The organism is Erythrobacter sp. (assembly GCF_030066995.1).
Taxonomy (GTDB): domain Bacteria; phylum Pseudomonadota; class Alphaproteobacteria; order Sphingomonadales; family Sphingomonadaceae; genus Erythrobacter.
In genome coordinates, this window is record NZ_JASJAP010000002.1 from 339,017 (window position 1) to 358,282 (window position 19,266).

19 protein-coding genes are annotated in these 19,266 nt (G+C 63.7%); 5 read left to right on the forward strand and 14 right to left on the reverse strand.

Translation table 11 applies throughout. From position 1 onward, the window contains the following. Nucleotides 1-7: 7 nt before the first annotated feature. The gene (locus tag QNI87_RS07810) at nucleotides 8-583 is read right to left on the reverse strand and encodes a hypothetical protein (protein WP_300595616.1); all 576 of its coding nucleotides are present in this window, start codon (nucleotides 581-583) and stop codon (nucleotides 8-10) included. A gap of 95 nt (nucleotides 584-678) precedes the next feature. Here QNI87_RS07810 and QNI87_RS07815 point away from each other — a divergent pair, with 95 nt between their 5' ends. Continuing rightward, on the forward strand, nucleotides 679-1,692 hold the full coding sequence (locus tag QNI87_RS07815) for a GDP-mannose 4,6-dehydratase (RefSeq protein WP_300595617.1): 1,014 nt from the start codon (nucleotides 679-681) through the stop codon (nucleotides 1,690-1,692). A gap of 24 nt (nucleotides 1,693-1,716) precedes the next feature. Here the strand turns inward: QNI87_RS07815 and QNI87_RS07820 are convergent, their stop codons facing one another. From QNI87_RS07820 to QNI87_RS07855, 8 genes are all read right to left on the reverse strand, one after another. Next, complete coding sequence (locus tag QNI87_RS07820; RefSeq protein ID WP_300595618.1) at nucleotides 1,717-2,397, reverse strand: hypothetical protein; 681 nt, start codon at nucleotides 2,395-2,397, stop codon at nucleotides 1,717-1,719. Between the two features lie 133 nt (nucleotides 2,398-2,530). Then, nucleotides 2,531-3,064 carry a demethoxyubiquinone hydroxylase family protein gene (locus tag QNI87_RS07825; protein WP_300595619.1) on the reverse strand — a complete coding sequence of 178 codons (534 nt, stop codon included), beginning with the start codon at nucleotides 3,062-3,064 and terminating at the stop codon, nucleotides 2,531-2,533. Further along, the gene (locus QNI87_RS07830; protein WP_300595620.1) at nucleotides 3,061-3,528 is read right to left on the reverse strand and encodes a disulfide bond formation protein B; all 468 of its coding nucleotides are present in this window, start codon (nucleotides 3,526-3,528) and stop codon (nucleotides 3,061-3,063) included. Before QNI87_RS07830 ends, QNI87_RS07825 begins: the two co-directional genes overlap by 4 nt. 18 nt (nucleotides 3,529-3,546) lie before the next feature. Further along, nucleotides 3,547-4,929, reverse strand: a complete 1,383-nt coding sequence (locus QNI87_RS07835; protein WP_300595621.1) for a S41 family peptidase — start codon at nucleotides 4,927-4,929, stop codon at nucleotides 3,547-3,549. Nucleotides 4,930-5,086: 157 nt separating this feature from the next. Next, nucleotides 5,087-6,334 carry a peptidoglycan DD-metalloendopeptidase family protein gene (locus QNI87_RS07840; RefSeq protein ID WP_300595622.1) on the reverse strand — a complete coding sequence of 416 codons (1,248 nt, stop codon included), beginning with the start codon at nucleotides 6,332-6,334 and terminating at the stop codon, nucleotides 5,087-5,089. A gap of 8 nt (nucleotides 6,335-6,342) precedes the next feature. Further along, nucleotides 6,343-6,762: a 23S rRNA (pseudouridine(1915)-N(3))-methyltransferase RlmH gene (locus tag QNI87_RS07845; RefSeq protein WP_300595777.1), complete on the reverse strand. Its 420-nt coding sequence runs from the start codon at nucleotides 6,760-6,762 to the stop codon at nucleotides 6,343-6,345. Between the two features lie 294 nt (nucleotides 6,763-7,056). After that, the gene (gene rsfS, locus QNI87_RS07850) at nucleotides 7,057-7,410 is read right to left on the reverse strand and encodes a ribosome silencing factor (RefSeq protein WP_300595623.1); all 354 of its coding nucleotides are present in this window, start codon (nucleotides 7,408-7,410) and stop codon (nucleotides 7,057-7,059) included. A gap of 144 nt (nucleotides 7,411-7,554) precedes the next feature. Further along, nucleotides 7,555-8,235: a nicotinate-nucleotide adenylyltransferase gene (locus tag QNI87_RS07855; protein ID WP_300595624.1), complete on the reverse strand. Its 681-nt coding sequence runs from the start codon at nucleotides 8,233-8,235 to the stop codon at nucleotides 7,555-7,557. A 435-nt stretch (nucleotides 8,236-8,670) separates the two neighbouring features. On the opposite strand from QNI87_RS07855, the gene QNI87_RS07860 reads away from it, so the two are divergent. Beyond that, nucleotides 8,671-9,816: a M23 family metallopeptidase gene (locus QNI87_RS07860; RefSeq protein ID WP_300595625.1), complete on the forward strand. Its 1,146-nt coding sequence runs from the start codon at nucleotides 8,671-8,673 to the stop codon at nucleotides 9,814-9,816. Between the two features lie 19 nt (nucleotides 9,817-9,835). Continuing rightward, a complete protein-coding gene (locus QNI87_RS07865) occupies nucleotides 9,836-10,249 on the forward strand; it encodes a polymer-forming cytoskeletal protein (protein WP_300595626.1) in 414 nt (137 codons plus the stop codon). 78 nt (nucleotides 10,250-10,327) lie between these two features. Here the strand turns inward: QNI87_RS07865 and QNI87_RS07870 are convergent, their stop codons facing one another. From QNI87_RS07870 to QNI87_RS07890, 5 genes are all read right to left on the reverse strand, one after another. Continuing rightward, complete coding sequence (locus tag QNI87_RS07870; RefSeq protein WP_300595627.1) at nucleotides 10,328-12,040, reverse strand: long-chain fatty acid--CoA ligase; 1,713 nt, start codon at nucleotides 12,038-12,040, stop codon at nucleotides 10,328-10,330. A 155-nt stretch (nucleotides 12,041-12,195) separates the two neighbouring features. Beyond that, nucleotides 12,196-12,990, reverse strand: a complete 795-nt coding sequence (locus tag QNI87_RS07875; protein ID WP_300595628.1) for a DUF1013 domain-containing protein — start codon at nucleotides 12,988-12,990, stop codon at nucleotides 12,196-12,198. A gap of 115 nt (nucleotides 12,991-13,105) precedes the next feature. Then, the gene (locus QNI87_RS07880; protein WP_300595629.1) at nucleotides 13,106-14,203 is read right to left on the reverse strand and encodes a glycosyltransferase family 1 protein; all 1,098 of its coding nucleotides are present in this window, start codon (nucleotides 14,201-14,203) and stop codon (nucleotides 13,106-13,108) included. Nucleotides 14,204-14,236: 33 nt separating this feature from the next. Beyond that, entirely contained in the window at nucleotides 14,237-15,202 is a 966-nt protein-coding gene (locus QNI87_RS07885) for a UDP-2,3-diacylglucosamine diphosphatase (protein ID WP_300595630.1), read from the reverse strand. Nucleotides 15,203-15,388: 186 nt separating this feature from the next. Continuing rightward, on the reverse strand, nucleotides 15,389-16,405 hold the full coding sequence (locus QNI87_RS07890; protein WP_300595631.1) for an NAD(P)H-quinone oxidoreductase: 1,017 nt from the start codon (nucleotides 16,403-16,405) through the stop codon (nucleotides 15,389-15,391). Between the two features lie 114 nt (nucleotides 16,406-16,519). Here QNI87_RS07890 and QNI87_RS07895 point away from each other — a divergent pair, with 114 nt between their 5' ends. Both QNI87_RS07895 and clpA read left to right on the forward strand, forming a co-directional pair. Continuing rightward, nucleotides 16,520-16,735 carry a DUF1192 family protein gene (locus QNI87_RS07895; protein WP_300595633.1) on the forward strand — a complete coding sequence of 72 codons (216 nt, stop codon included), beginning with the start codon at nucleotides 16,520-16,522 and terminating at the stop codon, nucleotides 16,733-16,735. A gap of 119 nt (nucleotides 16,736-16,854) precedes the next feature. Further along, nucleotides 16,855-19,254 carry an ATP-dependent Clp protease ATP-binding subunit ClpA gene (clpA, locus tag QNI87_RS07900; RefSeq protein ID WP_300595634.1) on the forward strand — a complete coding sequence of 800 codons (2,400 nt, stop codon included), beginning with the start codon at nucleotides 16,855-16,857 and terminating at the stop codon, nucleotides 19,252-19,254. Nucleotides 19,255-19,266 lie beyond the last annotated feature (12 nt).

Consider the following 19,266-nt stretch of genomic DNA (forward strand, 5'->3'; position numbering starts at 1 on the left):
TCGCGGCTTAGATCGGCTCGCCGGTCAGCGGATCGACGCTGTCGCCAAAACGCCGCAAACACGCGATCGCCAATTGAGCCTGCTGCGTGATCTCTGCGCTTTTGGCCTCACGGCGAGACGCGATCACGGCCTCGACCGACCCAACCAGGCTGTCATCGGCGGCGGCCGCCTCGCTGGCTTCGGCGGTGAAATAGCGCTGCGCCTTGACGATAAGGGCGATCTCCTCGCTCAACGGATTGTCGGTCACACTGGCCAGCCGCCGCGCGGTGATGTTCAGCGCGGCCGCGCAATTGATTGCCGCGTCAAAGCCACCATCCGCGTCCGCTTCAACCCGCCCGCCGATCGACAGGGGAAGAGCCGCGCCCGGCGGGTCGACCGAGTCGCTCGCTTGCCCAGCAACCGCTGCGTTCATCCCGTCAGCCTCCGTATTGCGCGAGCAACCGGAGAGCAACAAGAGCGCCGCCGCGCCGATCGCAGCAACGATCAGCGCGCCCGGTTTCGCAGCAGAAGGAAGCACAGCGCCCATGGCCCGGCTGTGCGGTAGGCGGCGCGCTTTGTCCAGACCCGGATGCGCGCGTTCCATCCCCCTTAACCTGTTAGCCAACGGTTGCTTTCATAAGCGTCATTCTTGAGTGTCCGCCTGATTCGTCAGACCCCTTTCACCCGAAGGTTTCCCGCATGCGCAAAGTCCTCATCACCGGAAGCGCCGGTTTCATCGGTTACCACCTTGCGCAACTGCTGCTTGCCGAAGGGTTTGCGGTGGCGGGCTATGACGGCATGACCGACTATTACGACGTGCGCCTAAAACAGCGCCGGCATCAGATGCTTGCGCAGAACGAGGCTTTCATCGCGCGCGAAGGAATGCTCGAAGACGAGGACGCGCTGCGCGACTTCGTCATGGGCGAGAAACCCGATGTGATCGTTCACCTGGCGGCCCAGGCCGGCGTGCGCTACAGCCTTGAAAATCCACGCGCCTATCTCGACGCCAATCTGGTGGGCGCGTTCAACGTGATGGAGTGCGCGCGCGAGCTTGAAGTGGATCACCTGCTGATGGCGTCGACCAGCTCGGTGTACGGCGCGAATGAGGACATGCCCTTCGACGAGCGCGAGAAGTGCGACACACCGCTGACTTTCTACGCGGCGACGAAGAAGGCGAACGAGGCGATGGCGCACTCCTACGCGCATTTGTGGAACCTGCCGACAACGATGTTCCGCTTCTTCACCGTCTACGGACCATGGGGACGACCGGACATGGCGTTGTTCAAGTTTACGCGCGGCGTCCTCGAAGGCACCCCGATCGACGTTTACAATCACGGCGATATGTATCGCGATTTCACCTATGTGAGCGATCTCGTCCGCGGGTTGCGCCTGCTGATCGACAAACCTCCCGTGCGGCCCGAAACGCGCGAGGAAATACCCGAATACGACAGCCTGTCCCCCGTTGCCCCCTGGCGCGTTGTCAATATCGGCAATTCCGACAAGGTGCGTCTGATGGATTTCATCACAGCCATCGAGGAGGAATGCGGGCGCGAGGCGGTGAAAAACTTCCTGCCCATGCAAAAGGGCGATGTCCCGGCGACATGGGCGGACGCGACGCTTATTCGCGAGCTGACCGGGTACGCGCCGCAAACCGACGTGCGCGAGGGGGTGCGGCGCTTTGTCGCGTGGTACCGGGATTACTACCAGATCTAGGCGGCCCGATCAGGCCGGACAAACCTACAAGTCCGGCCCGCCCTCTTCGTCCGCTTCAAGGGTCGGACCAACCACGGGCGGCTCTTCGGGCGCCTCATCGGGCGCCTCGGCTTGATCCTTTGCGGGCGGCGCGTCGGAAGCGGGCTCTCCATCCACCGTTTCCTCTTCCCCCGGAAGCGGGGCGGAGCGTTCGTCTTCCAGCCGTTCAAGATATTCGCGCTCGATCTGCTCCACGCGTTCCTGTTCCGCCGCCGCCTCGACATCGATCGTCGAAAGGCGTTCCTGGCGGGCCTGCTCGATCAAGCGGGCGAACTGCACCCGCGAGCCCTCTTCCTTGTCGGCGTAGGCGGCATCGATCATCTGCTGCGTGCATCCAAGAGCGCCGCCAAGACCCGCCGGGCTGCACGACAACGTCCCGAAAGCGCCGGAATAGCGAAACTTCTCGACCTGACGCGAGCGGGAGACATTGGCCGGGTTGTCGCTGGTCCTCAGGTTGCTGGGAATGCGATACCGCTCCGCCTCCACGAGGATCTCGCACACGACGATCTCGCCTTCCTCGGCGTCAGGGCATTCGTCCTCGCTGTAGGCGATGACCATGTTGACCTTGTCTCCGGCCTTGTCCTGCGCGCTGACGGGCGCGGCGGCCAGGAGCAGGCCACTGGCCAGAGCGGCGGCGAAGGCGGCTGTCGTTGTGGAATAAGCCATGCGTGCGTGTATCCGATCCTCTCCGCGCGCTTCACGGGGTCTCGCGCGGCCTCTTTCTGCGTGTGAGCCCTTACATGAACCTCACTGAACCGCCTGTGAAGAGCCGATGTGCCGAAGCGTCGATCTCGACCGCTCAGATGCGTTCGCTGACCTTGATCGCGACCTTGCACCCCAGCCGAATGGCCCCGGATAGCAGCGGATAGGCGGGCGCCTTTTCCGCATCGTTGGCGAGCGCGGCTTCGCGGTGTTCGCGCTCCTCCTCGCGAAAGCGCTCGATCATGTCGGCGAGTTCCGGGTCGGCGCCGCTTTCCTTCAGCCGGTCGAGTTGATCGGTGTAATGCCGGTCGATCTCCTCTTCGACGGCGGCGGTGCACGCCATGGCCGCCTCGGGCCCCAAAAGAGCCGTGCCCGCGCCCAGGGCGTATCCCGCAGCGGACCAGAACGAATGAAGCGCGGTAGGGCGCACGCGGCGGCGCGCCATGAGAGCGTCAAACTCCTTGCGGTGGACTTCTTCATCCTCGGCCATGTGGCGGATTTCGGCCGAATGCGGGCCGCGATCGCCCATCACCGCCAACTGGCCTTCGTAAATCCGCGTTGCGCCGAATTCGCCAGCCTGGTCCACCCGGATCATGCGGTGGATTTCGTCGCGATCGATAGGGCTTGTCATCGTCTTGCTCGTTCTTGTCGTCCCACTGTGAGAGCCAAGATGGCAATCGCCCCGAGACATGAAAAGAGGAAATTGAAGCCCGCCAGCGAAACGCCAAAGAGGCTCCAGGGCGCGACATCGCACCGGATAAGCGGCGCCGCACCCGGGTCAAGGACATTGGCGTTGGGATCGATCACCGCGCAACCGGTGATGCCCTCCCACCACCCGTATTCCACCCCTGCGTGAAAGCCTCCGATAAGACCCGATACCAGGATCGCCAAACCCGACAGACCGGTCCAGAAACGCGGCAGCGGCGCGGCAAAGGCCAGAGCGGCAAGGCCGAGCGCTGCGAAATGCGGCCAGCGCTGCCACCAGCACATCTCGCACGGATACAGCCCGAAAACGAGTTCGGAGACATAGGCGCCGGCCAGAAGGCCGCCCGACAGAGCAAGCGCCAGAAGGCGCGCAAGAGCGTGTCGCGTCATGCGCGCGCTCTAGAGCTTTCAGTCGAGCAGCGCCACCGAGCTCTTGGTGGTGCGGCGCAAAGTTTCCAGCGCGTAGTGCAACTGGAAGTCCTCAACGCCCTGCTCCTCAAGCTGCTCTGCGGTCAGCTGGAAGCGCGGATCGTCGATCTTGTCCGCTTCAAGCTCTTCGTCCTTAAGCCCAAGCTCGTTGATAAGGTGACCGCGCAGATCGCTCTCGCGCGTCTGATACTTCTCGCGCAGCGCAAGATCAGGATCGGAAAGCTGCGGCACCTTGATGTCGGGGGTGATCCCGCCTTCCTGCACCGACTTGCCCGAAGGCGTGAAGTAGCGCGCCGTGGTCAGCTTGAGCGCCGAGTCGCGGCCCAGCGGCAAGAGCGATTGCACCGAACCCTTGCCAAAGCTGCGGTCGCCCATCACGAGCGCGCGGCGGTGATCCTGCAGCGCGCCGGCGACGATCTCGGAGGCCGAAGCCGAGCCCGCATCGATGAGGACAATCACCGGCACGCCCTTGGCCATGTCGCCCATGAACAGCTGAGCGGTCGCCCGCGAATAGCTGCGGTCAAGATAGTAGTCGAGATCGTCGGCCTCGACCTTGAAGCTCTCGCCCCAGCCGCGCCCGCGCTGCGAAACGATTTCGCCGCTGTCGAGGAACAGATCCGAAAGCGCCACCGCTTCATCCAGGCTGCCGCCGGGATTGGAACGCAGATCCAGCACCAGTCCGCTCATCCGACCGGTCGCCTCTTCCTGCATCGCGGTCCAGGCCTTGTGGACGTCGGCGCCCACATCGGCGGAGAACTCGTTGACCATGATATGGCCGATATTGCCGGGCATCAGTTCGTGCGTCACCGGCTCAAGCTCGATCAGCCCACGCGTGACGTCGACCTCAAACGGTTCATCGCGGCCCGGGCGAAAGATCGTCAGCTGGATCGACGTGCCCGCTTTCCCGCGCATGCGCGCCACCGCGTCGTCCAGTTCGCCGCCATAGATGAGCTCGCCATCAAGGTGGGTGATGAAGTCGCCCGCTTTCAGGCCCGCTTCGTCCGCGGGAGAGCCGCGGAACGGTGAAATGACCTTCACCGCGCCGTCTTCCTGGACAACCGACAGGCCGAGCCCGGAATAATTGCCGTCGATCATCGTTTCGAGCCGCTGCAAGTCGGTCCCATCGAGAAAGCCCGAATGCGGGTCAAGCGAGGCGAGCATTCCGTCGATCGCCCCACGAACGAGCTGATCATCGCTTACATCCTCGACATAGCTCGCCTTGATCCGCTGATAAGTCGCGAAGAGCTTCGAGAATTCCGGGCCTGCACGACCATCGGCCTGGGCAAAGACGGATCCGGTGGTGGCCAAGGCCGCGCCAGCGGCGACGAGCGCGGTGTTGCGCAGAAGAGCTGCAATTTTCATGAGGTGGACGGGCTCCTTTCAAACACATTCGTATAGACATGTGGGCCTGAACGCCAGATGAGAACGCGTATCGGTTGGTCTCGCGTCCCGCTGCGGGTCAAAGACGAAGTGTCTATATAAGAGGCTACGCGCGGCCCCGCGCTTCGGTTTCAGCGGTTCATCGCACGTGGTCGAGCGGGTTGACCGGTTCACCGTCGCGGCGCAGCTCGATGGCGATCACGCCGCCCGCGCTGTCGGCCACTCCCATGGGCGAACCGGCGATCAGCGCGTCGCCGACCGCAACATCGGCCCGCGCCAGCCCCGTGACCAGGCTTGTCCAGCCACCCTTGTGTTCGAGGATCACGATCCGCCCGAACCCTTCATAAGGGCCCGAAAACGCAACCCGGCCATCGGCGGGCGCGACGATCTGCGCGCCGGGTTGGGGCAACAGCGCGAGCCCTTTGGATCGCAGGCCGCTCGCGCGCTGTTCGCCGAATCCGGTCACCGTGCGCCCCTGCACAGGCAGTTGAAAGCCGGCAAGCGAAGCGCCGGGTGTCGGGCTCGGCGACGGCTCAGGGGCGGTAGGCTGCGCGTCCAGCGCGCCGCTCGCCTCAGCGTTGGCGCCCGGCCTCAAGATCGGCCCTGGAAGCCGGGCCAGCCGCGCGCGCAACCGTGCGGCTTCATCCAGCCGCTCGACAAGGCCATCGAGATCACGCGCCTCTTCAGCCAGAGCCAGCGCCCGCTCCTGTTCTCGCGCTGCGTTCCCGCGCGCAACGGAGGAATCGAGGCGCGCCTGCCTTTCCGCGGCGGCGAGCTCGACGCGTCGTTCCTCGAGCATTTTCTCGCTCGCCCGCAATTCGGTCAGCGCCCGGCGCGCACGACGCTCCAGCCGGCGGCCCTCTTCCAGCTCGCTTCGGAGCGCGGCAGTTCGCTCCTGGATCTGAGGGACCGCGCTATCGAGAACCGCCCGGACATAAACGACATCCTTGAGCGAGCCGGGTTGAAAGGCGGATAAGGCAAGCGGGCGACGCGCGTTTGTCTGCAACGCAGCGGTCAGTGCCACCAGCGGTTCCTGCCGGCTGGCAAGACGCCGCGCGAGTGTCGCTCGCTCCAACTGCGCAAGCGAATAGCGCGCCCGCGCGGCCGCGATATCGGCCTCGGTGGTTTGAATCCGCGCGGCCAGCGCGGCGACTTCGCGCGCTGTGCGGTCTGTCGCTTCCTCCGCTTCCTCGGCCTCCTTCGCAAACCGCGCCGCGCGTTCTTGAGCCGCCTCGCTCTCCTTCGTGGCGCGGGCAAGCTGCTCGCGCGCTTCATCGGGGGCGAGTATAGCGACCGGGCGCTGGGCCCCGCTCTGCGAAACAGAAGCGGCCAGCGCGCCGAACGTCGCCGCCGCAAACATCAGGACCAGGAGAGATTGGCGAACCATCGCCTCCCTCATGCCCGATGATAGGGATGCCCGGCAAGGATAGAGGTCGCGCGATAGAGCTGCTCCATCAGCATCGCGCGCGCCAGCAGGTGCGGCCAGGTCGCGGGACCGAAGGCAAGCAGCAGGTCAGCGCCAGCGCGCTGTTCGCTGGAATGCCCGTCCGCCGCGCCGAGCACGAAGCGCGCTTCGCGCGTCCCTGTATCGCGCCACTTTTGGAGGACTGCGGCAAACTCCTCAGATCCCATCGCCTTGCCGCGCTCATCGAGAAGCACGGTCTTGCACGGGGTTTGCGGATCCGGCGTGCGGCCACCGGTTTCGGGCAGTTCGGTAAGCTTCAGCGGCCAGGTAATACGCTTCTGGTAGCGCGCGACGAGCTCGGCTTCGGGCGAGCGAGCGATCTTTCCGCGAGCGATGACATGGAGGAGGATGGTGAGGGAGTCCTTGGGGTGGGAGTTTTGTTTCATGACGCCGCATCCGCGGCTTCGTCCTCGCTAGACGTCCTCCGGGGAATCTTCCCCTGCGGACCCGCTGCGGTCGGCCCTTGGCCTTGCGAAATCTTAGATTTCGATCCAGCGCTACCCAGCAAACCGCAAGGGCGACCGCGCGCCCGCAGGTGCCCCCCTTCGGCTGGCTGGTAAGCCAGCCGCTCAGGATAAACACGCCCAAGATTGGGCGGAGGGAATAGCACCGAGGACCAAGCCGCGGAGGCGGCTTCGCAAGACTCAGGAAGCCTGCGCTTCCCCGCCCTCGAACGACCACATGCGTTCAAGATTGTAAAAGCTGCGCACTTCGGGGCGGAACAGGTGGATGACCACATCGCCCGCATCGATCAGGACCCAGTCCGCCGCTGGAAGGCCTTCGATCCGTGCCGGGCCATAACCCGACTGTTTGACCTTCTCGGCCAGCTTTTGCGCCATGGACGCAACCTGCCGGGTCGAGCGACCGCTCGCGATCACCATGTAATCGGCGACCGAGCTTTTGCCTTCGAGCGGGATCGAGACGACCTCCATCGCCTGGTCATCGTCCAATTGAGCGAGGACCAGTTCGTGCAGATCGTTCGCCGCGTCAGCGGGCATGGTGGGTATCACCTTCCGGGCCTCGTTGAGAGGCGCCGCTGTGTGTGCCTGTGTATGTGGCAAGCAGAGTTCTCCAGATTTCAGGGCAATGACGTGGGATGCGTCCGCCGCTGGACAAGGGGGATGGCGAAAGGCCGGCAAGCCTCATGCCTCCTCCCATCCCTCGATGCGGCGAAATGTGAGCCGATCCCGTGGAGCGGCGCTGTGGTCCAGCGATCGCGAAGCATCCAGAAGATCAGACGCCCAGTCGGCGTTGGCACGGCGAAGGGCCGTGGCCGAGCGATGATCCGGATCGAAACGCAAAAACACCAGGGCCGGTGCGCTCCATCGCCCCCGTTTCCGAAAGCTGGCGGCAGACACCGAGTAGCGCCTGAGCCAGGCCATGGCGGGGCTCGTCATGGCGTCCGCGTTATAACCCGGGCGCGCAATGACTGCAATCGGCATGGCCCGCGCGATCCGTCGCCAACCCTTCCAAAGATGGAACTGCGCCAGGTTGTCAGCCCCCATAAGCCACACAAATTCGCGGTTTGGATAGCGCTTTGTCAGCTTGGCCAAAGTATCCACAGTGTAGCGCGTATCCAGCTCAAGCTCGATCGCGGTCGGCACGATCCGCGCGCGCCGCGCGTGGTGTTGAGCGGAGCGCAGGCGGGCGTGGAGACTGGCCATATCGTCGCTGGGCTTGAGCGGGTTTCCGGGCGAGACCAGCCACCACACCTCATCAAGGCCCAGAGCGTTCATGGTGAAGATCGAAACGCGGCGGTGGCCGCCATGCGCGGGATTGAAGCTGCCGCCCAACAGGCCGATGCGTCTTGGTACACGGGTCATGAGTTCAGAATCGACGCCTTAGTCCCGCGTCAACGCGGTGTCACCGCGCGCCGTGCCGCCGCGGCAGGCAACCGGGGCGAGGAGACAGGTTCTGGTCGTCGCATCATACGCAAGGGCCCTAGCAGCCCGCCCGGTCGCTGTCAGGATGCTCGGAGCCGAACACGATTCGAAACCTGGCAGGCCAAATCTGACTAATTGCCAAACGCGAAGTCGCCCAGAAATACTCTGCAATGTGTAGCGTATCGCGTTTCTTTCTCCGAGCTGAACCGTTCATCGCGAAATCGGATCAGTTCAACGGTTCGTATGGGTTTGGCAATCGACCCTTAACCACTCCCTTGTTAGCCGACTGGCAACGAAAAAAACATAAAAGCACGCAATAAGCACGGGGCCGCTTTGTCAGACTCTCCTTCATCGCAAGTTTCGAACGTGCGGCTTATGGTCGAGCGCGTTCGCGGATGGTTTCCCGATCGCGAGTTCTTCATGCGCTCCGACGGGCAGGTTCGCTTCATCAAACTGTCTTCGCGTCTGCAGATGTCGGCCGCCGGCGCTGTCGCTGGCGTCGCGCTCGTTTGGGTCTCATCGCTCGGCGTAATGGGGTGGAACCAATACCGGGCCGAAGCCAGCCTTGCCTCGTTCGAGCAGGAAAAGGCGCGGATTGAGACCTCGAAAGAGCGGATTCAGGCGTATGGAAACGACCTTGAACGCGTGGTCGAAGATCTCAACGCGCGTCAGGAATTCCTCGACGCCATGCAGGAAATGCTGCCCGATGAGGTGCGCGGCGCGGGCGTCAATGTAACCGACAGCACCCAAGAGACCGGCGAAACCGTCGAGAAGATCGGCGAATTCTTTCCCAAGGCGCGTGGCCTTGCGGAAATCGAAGCGCGCCAGATTGCGTTTGTCGAGAACATGACGCGCTTTGCGGATTGGCGGGCGCAGAAGGCCGAAAAGGCGATGCGCAAGCTCAACCTGGATCCGCGGGGCGTGCTGCGCAGCGCTGCGCGCGCGCCGATGGGCGGCCCGCTCGATCTTCTCGCGACCTCGGCCGACGGCGACATCGATCCGCGCTTCGAGCGGCTGGGGCTTAGCCTGGCGCGCATGGACGCGCTCGAGCGCGCACTCGATGGCGTTCCGCAAGTCGTGCCGACCCCCGATGGCCGCGTGACCTCGCCCTATGGCTATCGCCGCGATCCCTTTACGGGGCGCAGCGCAATGCATGGCGGCATCGATTACGGTGGCCCGATCGGCTCGCCCATTTTCGCCGCCGCTGCGGGCACGGTGAAATTCGTGGGCTGGAAGTCAGGCTACGGAAAAACGGTCGATGTCGCGCATCCGAACGGCATAGTGACCCGTTACGCCCACCTTTCCCGCTTTGACGTGGCGGTGGGTGACCGGGTAGACGTAGGGGAGACCATCGCCGGGCTGGGCAATACGGGTCGCTCAACCGGCCCGCACCTGCACTTCGAGGTCCGTATCAACAACCGCGCGGTCAATCCGCGCCCCTTCCTGGAGGCCGCCCCTGATGTTCTCAAAGAAGCCCGCGGAACCGGAACATTCCGCTCCACCCCCTCCTCCGCAAGCTAAACCGCAAGGAAAATCACCCATGGTCGGCAATTCCAACTCCACTTTCTCCGTCATCGGCTCGGACATCTCGATCAAGGGCGACATCACCGCTTCGGCTGATCTCCACATTGACGGGACGGTCGAAGGCGATATCAAATGCGCCAGCCTGGTCCAGGGCGAGACCAGCAATATCAGCGGCGCCATCACCGCGGAAACCGCGCGTCTTTCGGGCAAGGTCAACGGTTCGATCACCGCGCGCGAACTCACGGTTCTCAAGAGCGCGCAGGTCGATGGTGACGTTCATTACGACGCGCTGACCATCGAGCAGGGCGCGCAGGTCGAAGGGCGCTTTGCACCGAACACCCAGCGTCCGGCGGTCAAGAAGCCGAAGGAAACCGGATCGTCAACGGCGCCCAAGTCGCCCGACCAGACGACGTTGCAGATCGCCAACTGACCGGTATAAGGTCGGCCTTATCCGCCGGGCCCTGAAAAGCGCCGCGCTCCTGCGGGGGCGGGGCGCTTTTGCGTTCGATCAGCCGCCGATCACCGCCGAGCGCAGAGCCTTGCGGTCAAGTTTTCCGATCATCGTTTTGGGCAGCTCGTCGCGGATGACCACTTCGTCGACCCGCTCATGCTTGCCAATGCGCGCGTTCAGCCACTCTCTGAGCGCATCCGCCGTTTCGGCGCCCTCGGTCTGGAGCGTGACGTAAGCGCGCGGCACCTCACCGCGATAGTCTTCGGGCACTCCGATGACGAGCGCTTCCTTGACCGCATCGTGCTTCAGGATCGCGTCTTCGACGACGCTCGGGAAGACCTTGAAGCCGCCCACCGAGATCATGTCCTTGATCCGATCGACGATCTCGAGGAAGCCATCGTCGTGCATGACCGCGACATCGCCGGTGCGCAGATATGTCTTCCCGCCGCGTTCGACGAACACCTCTTGCGCCGTTTCAGGGCGGTTCCAATAGCCACGCATGACCTGCGGCCCGTGGACCGCCAGTTCGCCGGGCTCGCCCTCGGGCGCGAGTCTGGTCGGGTCCTCCTTGTCGAGCAGCGCAACCTCAGTGCCGGGGACCAATTGGCCGATCGTGCCCTTCCTGCGGGTTCCCGCGTAAGGGTTGGCCGACACCACACCTGCGCTCTCGGTCAGGCCGTAGCCTTCGCACACCCGAACGCCGGTCACCTCTTCAAAGCGGGTGTGGACCGGGGCGGGCATGGGCGCGCCGCCCGAAATGCAGACCTTCAGGCTTGAAAGATCGGTCTTGGCGAGATCGGGGTGGTCGAGCATTGCCTGAAACATGGTCGGCACACCGGGAAATCCGGTGGCCTTGTATCGCTCGATGGTCTTGAGGACCTGACATGCGTCAAAGCGCGGGACCAGGGCGATCGCCCCGCCGCTCACCACCGCGTGATTGAGAAGGGCGGTGTTGGCGAAGACATGGAAAAAGGGCAGCGCGCCCATGAAGACCTCGCCGCGCGGATCGCCGAAGGGATTGATCGCGGCCACCTGCTGCGCGTTGATCGACAATTGGCTGTGGCCCAGCATCGCGCCTTTCGGCCGCCCGGTGGTGCCGCCGGTGTATTGCAGCAGAGCCAGATCGTCGGGCGTTATATCATCGGGCGTTATATCATCGGGCAGGGCGCGCCCGGGGCTGGCGATACACCGCCCCCAGTCGAGAACGTTTTCGTCCCACGCCACGTCCGCGATGTCCTTGCGCCGAAAGAGCTTGAGCGCCGTGCCCTTCGCCCAGGGCAGCATATCGGCAAGCCGCCCCACGATCAGCTTTTCGAGTTCGGAATTCTCCAGCACTTCGGACGCGGTCCGGTACAGGTCGGGCACATCCAGCGTGACCAGCATCCGCGCGCCGCTGTCGTCGACCTGCCAGGCCAGCTCTTCAACCGAATAGAGCGGCGAGAAATTGACCACAATGGCCCCCGCCATCATCGCCCCGTAATAGGCCGAGGCGTAGATCGGCACGTTGGGCAGGAACAGACCGATCCGATCGCCCTTTTGTACACCCATTTGGATCAGTGCGGACGCGAAATGTTCCGCTTCGGCCTGAATTGCACCGTAAGAATAGGTCCGCCCGAGAAAATGCAGGAAGGGCGCGTCCGGATCGAGAGCGACCGTGCGCGCCAGCATTTCCGGCAGCGTCATCGGTTCGAAACGGGCGCTCCAGGGTGTCGGGTGGTGATAGGCCATTTGACCTTGCGACGCGCTATTTACATTCATGTCAGTAGCCATGGATGATCCCCTCTCCAGGCACAAGCGAAACCCGATCCTATGGGCGTCGGTTCTTGAGATTCCTCAAACGGCTTTTCGAACGCCAGGCTCCCTCGCAAAATAAAAAGGGCGACCGAAGCCGCCCCTTTTACGTTGGATGACCGGGTTTGCGAAGGTCACTCGTCCGATGGCTTTTCCTCTGCAGGCGTGGCAAACGCCTCTTCAGCCGCCGCGGGCGCGGCGTTTTCTTCGGCCTCTTCCGCTTCGCGCTTGGCGGCAAGCCACGCTTCGGCTTCGGCTTCCTGCGCGGCTTCGGCAGCGGCCTTTGCGTTCGCCTCGCGTTCGGCGCGCAGTTCTTCGATCAGCTTGTCCTTTTCGCTGCGCGTGTCTTCGCCTTCGCTCGCTTCAGCCGCTTCTTCGACAATGCCGGCGCGCTTCGCCGCCTTGGCGACCACCGCGTCGAGCTCACGCTGCGAACACAGGCCGAGCGTAACCGGATCCTTGGGCTGAATGTTCTGGATGTTCCAGTGCGTGCGCTCGCGAATCGCACCGATCGTGTTGCGCGTGGTGCCGATGAGTTTGGAGATCTGCGCATCGGACACCTCGGGGTGGTTGCGCAGGATCCAGGCAATGCCGTCGGGCTTGTCCTGACGCTTGGACACCGGTGTGTAGCGCGGGCCCTTGGTGCGCGTCACTTCGACCGGAGCCTTGTGCATCTTCAGCGCGTAATCCGAATTCTCTTCGCCCGTCTTGATCTCTTCAAGGGTTAGCTCGCCCGCGTGAACGGGGTCGCGCCCGGTGTATTTGCTGCCCGCCAGATCATCCGCCATCGCCTGCACCTCAAGGATGTGGAGGCCGCAGAATTCCGCGATCTGTTCAAAGCTAAGGCCGGTGTGATCGACCAGCCATGTGGCGGTCGCGTGCGGCATCAGCGGCTTGGGCTGATCCCCCTTTGCTTTTGGGGTGGCCATAACGAAATCTCCGTTAGAAATAATAAGGGCCGCCCCTTCCCGGAGCGGCCGCTGCTGTGGCTCAGATAAGCCAAACCGGTCCAAGTCGCAAGCAGCAGCCTTGCGAGCGGTCAAATTAGAGCGCGGGCGTCGCCTGCAGCGAAACGCATTGCTCATCCTCTAGCGCGACCAGTCCGTTCAGGAATTGCCGCGTCGCCGCCTCCCAGGTGAAGCCGGCCGCGTAATCGACGCAGTCCGCGCCATCAAGCCCGAGCGCGCGCGCGATCGCACGGTCGAGCTCGTCTGCCATCGCTCCGACCCCGTCGCTCAGAATGTCGACAGGGCCCGGCACACGGTACGCTGCGACCGGCGTGCCGCACGCCAGCGCCTCGATCATGACTAGGCCGAACGTGTCGGTCTTGCTCGGAAAGACGAACACATCGGCGCCCGCATAGCATCCGGCGAGATCGCGCCCGGTGCGTTTGCCCAGGAACACCGCATCGGGATACTTCGCCTGAAGCGCGGCGCGCGCCGGACCGTCGCCAACCACCACCTTGGTGCCCACACGCGCGCTTTCGAGGAAAGCCTCAATGTTCTTCTCGATCGCCACACGCCCGACATAGAGCATGATCGGCCCCTCAAGCGCGGCGTATTCGGGCGGAGGCGGCGCATCGGGGGAAAAGCAGGAAAGGTCCACCCCGCGACTCCAGTGGGTGAGCTGGGTCAGGCCTTGCGCGCGAAGCTGGGAGCGGATCGTCTCGGTCGCGACCATGATCCGTTCAGCCGGCCGGTGGAAGCGGCGAATATAGGGCCAGAACCAGTCGGCCGAGAGGCCCGTGCGGCGCGCGAAATAGTCGGGAAACTGAGTGTGATAGGCGGTCGTGAACGGCACTTTGCGGTTCATGCAATAGCGCCGCGCCGCGAAACCGAGCGGACCTTCGGTGGCGATATGGACCGCTTCGGGTTTGATTCGCGCCAATTGGCGACCCACCGCGCCCGGCCATGTGACCGCCAGCCGGATTTCAGGGTATGTCGGCGCTGGGAAGGAAGGGTAGTCCTCCGGGGAGATCACCGTGACGTCATGCCCCCAACGGCGCAGGATCTCGCAGGTGGTCGAAAGCGTGCGAACCACGCCGTTGGTTTGCGGGTGCCACGCATCGGTCACGATAGCGATCGAATTCGGCGCTGCGCGGCGCGTTTCGGCGGAGGGGCGAGAGAGGAGCGGCGAGGTCATCGTTGTGCAGCCACGGGTCCGTTGAAGCGGTGATCAGGCGGCCTTGCGGTCGGGATCGGGGTCCTTGGCGTCCGCGTCTGCCTCGGCCCGGACGGCTGAGCCACGCTCCGCCTCTTGCTGACCGCGCTGCTTGATGACATCCGGCCAGTTCAGGATTTCCATCCGTCCGTCCTCGTGCTCGACCAGCGCGTTGCAACCCTCGACCCAGTCGCCATCGTTCCAGTATTCTACCGGCTTGCCGTTAAAATCGAACTGACGAAACTCAGCGGTGTGAATGTGGCCGCACACAACGCCGTCCACGCCGCGTTGGCCCGCCGCCTTGGCGACGACTTCCTCATACTTGCCGATGAATTCGACCGCGTTCTTGACCTTGTGCTTGGCGGCCTTGGAAAGCGACCAATAGGGCTTGCCCATCGCCTTGCGCACACCGTTGACCAGCACGTTGAGCTGCATCGCGGCGCGATAGGTCCAGTCGCCGACAAAAGCGAGCCAGCGCTGCGAGAGCATCACCGCGTCGAACTCATCGCCGTGCAGGACCATCAGGCGGCGGCCATCGGCGGTGTCGTGAAAGGCGACGCGGCGGATTTCGATCCCGCCAAAGTTGAGCCCGGTGAACTGACGGAACATCTCGTCGTGATTGCCCGGGATATAGACGATCCGCGTGCCGCGCTTGGCGCGTTTGAGGATGCGCCAGACGATGTCGTTATGCGCCGCGGGCCAGTAGAACTTCTTCTTGAGCCGCCATCCATCAAGGATATCGCCGACGAGGTACATCGTCTCGCTGTCGGTGTTGTCCAGAAAGTCGATCAGCATATCGGCGTTGCAGCCCTTGGTGCCCAGATGGACGTCGCTGATCCAGATCGTGCGATAGCGGGTCCGCTTGTGGCCCTCCGGCTCAGGCGTCCGGGGCTGCGCGATGGGCAGGTTGGCGATTTTCGCGACCAACGGATCGCCGTCGGTCGGAACCTCGGGCAGGTCGGACAAGATGGACTCGGACATCGATACGGCCTCGATTGCGCTGCGTCTACTAAGGCGCCCCTGACAGGGTTTTGTGACAGGGGATTCACAACCCGATGACGGTTTTGCGTAAATCCACAGCTGCGCGCGTCAAAACGCCGCTTGGGGGCCTGCCTGCATCTTTAAGGCAACAAAGCAGGGTCGCAAACCCCGCGCTTGAAGCGAGCGCTAATCGCCCTTCGCGACCTCCAGAACAATCTTGCCGATGTGCTCGCCCGCTTCCATGCGAGCGTGGGCCGCGGCGGCCTCGCCAAGCGGGAAGGTCTGATCCATCACGGGCGCAAGCTCACCGCTGGTGAACAGCGGCCAGACGTTGGCTTCGATCTCATCCGCCAGCGCGGATTTGAAGGCGATGGAACGCGGGCGCAGGGTCGATCCGGTCAGCGTCAGACGCCGCCTCATGATCATCGGCATGAACAGCTCGGCCTTTGCACCGCCCAGCACGGCGATGGTCACGTGCCGGCCGTCTTCGGCCAGACATTTGAGGTTGCGCGGCACGTAGTCGCCCGACACCATGTCGAGAACGACGTCCACCCCTTCACCGCCGGTGAACGCCTTCACCGCCTCGACAAAATCCTCTTCGCGGTAATTGATCGCCAGGTCCGCGCCGAGCTTGCGCGCCGCCTCGCACTTTGCCTCGTCGCCGCAAGTGGTGATCGCCTGCACGCCGAACGCCTTCGCCAGCATGATCGCCATTGTGCCGATCCCGCTGGTTCCGCCGTGCACAAGCAGGCGCTCCCCATCGCGGGCGAGACCGCGCTCGAACACGTTGTGCCAGACGGTGAACAGCGTCTCGGGCAGCGCGGCGGCGGACTTGAGCGGCAGGGTTTGGGGAACGGGCAGACAATGCCCCCAGGGCGTGGTGCAATACTCGGCGTAGCCGCCACCGGGCGTCAACGCGGCGACGCGCGCGCCGATCGCTTCTTCGGGCACGCCGGCGCCGACCGCCACGACCTCGCCCGCCACTTCGAGTCCGATGATCGGCGAGGCGCCGGGCGGCGGCGGATAGGCGCCCGAGCGCTGAATGCAATCCGGGCGATTGACGCCCGCATAAGCCACTTTGATGAGAACCTCGCCCTCACCCGGTTCGGGCACCGCAACCCGCTCTGTTTCGAGCACCTCGGGACCACCGGGGTTTGCAAAGCCGATCGCGTCCATCACCTGTGGCAATTTAGCACCGTTCATCACCGCTACGCCCCCAAATCAGCCCCCGCAGTCCGCCAACTACCCTGCGATGGCGGAGCGAATAGCTTCGTCATGCATTGACAGCAAGCCGCTGCGCTTGGATGCTCCGGGTCAATGGAAGACGACGAGCGCCCGAGTCTCTCCGGAGACGCCGCGAAAGACGCCGCGCAACGGCTCGCTGCCGAAGACCTTGACCCCTATTCGCACGATGAACTGGACACGCGCGTGGCGCTGCTTGAGGCGGAAATTGCTCGCGTGCGCGCGCATCAGGACAAGGCCAGCGCCCACCGCGCCGCGGCCGATGCGCTGTTTGGCGGACCCAAATCGTGACACACCAGACTTTCGCGACGAAGGATTCGCAATTCGCGCCCTGCGACCCATATGATGGGCACCCCTCTTACTACGTTCCCGTTCGCGGAATTTTCACCGACCCTCGATAAGGCTCCCTCATGCCCAGTTTTGCACAGAACCTCGAACGCACCTTGCACAACGCGCTCAGCAACGCGTCGGAGCGCCGTCACGAATACGCGACGCTCGAGCATCTGCTGCTCGCGCTCATCGACGATGAAGACGCCGCGCAGGTGATGGGCGCGTGCGGGGTCGACCTGGCCGAGCTTGGCGACGTCGTGAAGCAATATCTCGACCACGAATATCAGTCGCTCAAGACCGAGGAGAACGCCGATCCCCAGCCCACGGCGGGCTTTCAGCGCGTGATTCAGCGCGCGATCCTGCATGTGCAATCCTCGGGCAAGGACACGGTGACCGGCGCCAACGTGCTGGTGGCGCTGTTCTCCGAGCGGGACAGCTACGCGGTCTATTTCCTCCAGCAGCAGGATATGAGCCGGCTCGACGCGGTGAGCTATATCAGCCACGGCATCGGCAAGGGTGGTCGCCAGATCGAATCCAAGACCCCGCAGGGGCAGGAGGAGACGGGCGAGGAAGCCACGGAAAAAACCAAGGGCGAGGCCAACAAGAAGGAGACCGCGCTCGACCAGTTCACGGTCAACCTCAACGCCAAGGCCGAAGCCGGAAAGGTCGATCCGCTGATCGGTCGCGGGCCGGAAGTGGACCGCACGGTCCAGATCCTGTGCCGCCGCTCGAAAAACAACCCGCTATATGTTGGCGATCCCGGCGTCGGCAAGACCGCGATCGCCGAAGGTCTGGCGCGCAAGATCGTCGAAGGCGATGTGCCCGAAGTGCTCGAAGAAGCGGTGATCTATTCGCTCGACATGGGCGCGCTGCTGGCGGGCACGCGCTATCGCGGCGACTTCGAAGAGCGCCTGAAGCAGGTCGTCGCCGAGCTTGAGGGGATGCCCCACGCGGTGCTCTTCATCGACGAGATTCACACCGTCATCGGCGCGGGCGCGACCAGCGGCGGGGCGATGGACGCCTCGAACCTGTTGAAGCCGGCGCTGAGCGGCGGCACGATCCGCTGCATCGGTTCGACCACCTACAAGGAATTCCGCAACCACTTCGAAAAGGACCGCGCGCTGCTGCGCCGGTTCCAGAAGATCGACGTGAACGAGCCGACCATCGAGGATACGGTGAAGATCCTCAAGGGTCTGCGCAGCGCCTTCGAGGAGCACCACAACGTCAAATACACGCCCGATGCGCTCAAGACCGCGGTCGAGCTGTCGGCGCGCTACATCAACGACCGCAAGCTGCCCGACAAGGCGATCGACGTAATCGACGAGGTGGGCGCGATGCAGATGCTGGTGCCGCCCAGCCGACGCAAGAAAAAGATCACCGCCAAGGAAATCGAAGCGGTCATCGCCACAATGGCGCGCATCCCGCCGAAATCGGTTTCGAAGGACGACAAGAAGGCGCTCGAGAACCTCGAACGCGATCTCAAACACGTGGTTTACGGCCAGGATGAGGCGATTACGCGCCTGTCGACCGCGATGAAGCTGAGCCGTGCCGGCTTGCGCGATCCGGACAAGCCGATTGGCTCGTTCCTGTTCTCCGGCCCGACCGGTGTCGGCAAGACCGAAGTCGCACGCCAGCTCGCCTCGATCATGGGGATCGAATTGAAGCGCTTCGACATGTCGGAATATATGGAGCGCCACTCGGTCAGCCGCCTGATCGGCGCGCCTCCGGGCTATGTTGGTTACGACCAGGGCGGTCTGTTAACCGATGCGGTTGATCAGAATCCGCATTGCGTGCTGCTGCTCGACGAAATCGAAAAGGCGCACCCGGACCTGTTCAACATCCTCTTGCAGGTGATGGATAACGGCCGTTTGACCGACCACCACGGCAAGACGGTCGATTTCCGCAACGTCGTGCTCATCATGACGACCAATGCGGGCGCCGCCGACATGGCGCGGCAGGGCATCGGCTTTGGCGATGTGTCGAAGGAAGACGCCGGGTCCGAAGCGGTGAAGAAGATGTTCACCCCGGAATTCCGCAACCGTCTGGATGCGATCGTGCCGTTTGCCTATCTCGGCAAGAGCACCGTTGCGCGCGTGGTCGACAAGTTCATCCTCGAACTCGAACTCCAGCTCGCCGAACAGAACGTCCACATCCAGTTCGACAGCGACGCGCGTTCGTGGCTCGCGGACAAAGGCTATGACAAGCTGTATGGCGCGCGCCCGATGGGCCGCCTGATCCAGGATCGGATCAAGCAACCGCTCGCCGAAGAGCTGTTGTTCGGCAAGCTCGCCGATGGCGGCGAAGTCCATGTCACGATCAAGGACGGCAAACCGAGTTTCGAACTCACGCCTGCCCCTCCCAAGTCCAAGTCCCGGCGCAAACCGCCGGCCAAGAAGAAGCCAACGGCGAAAAAGACGCCTCCGGCAAGTGGTGGGAGCGACACCAAGCCCGAGGAATCGGGCAGCGACACCAAGAGCTAGGCCCCGCAAGGC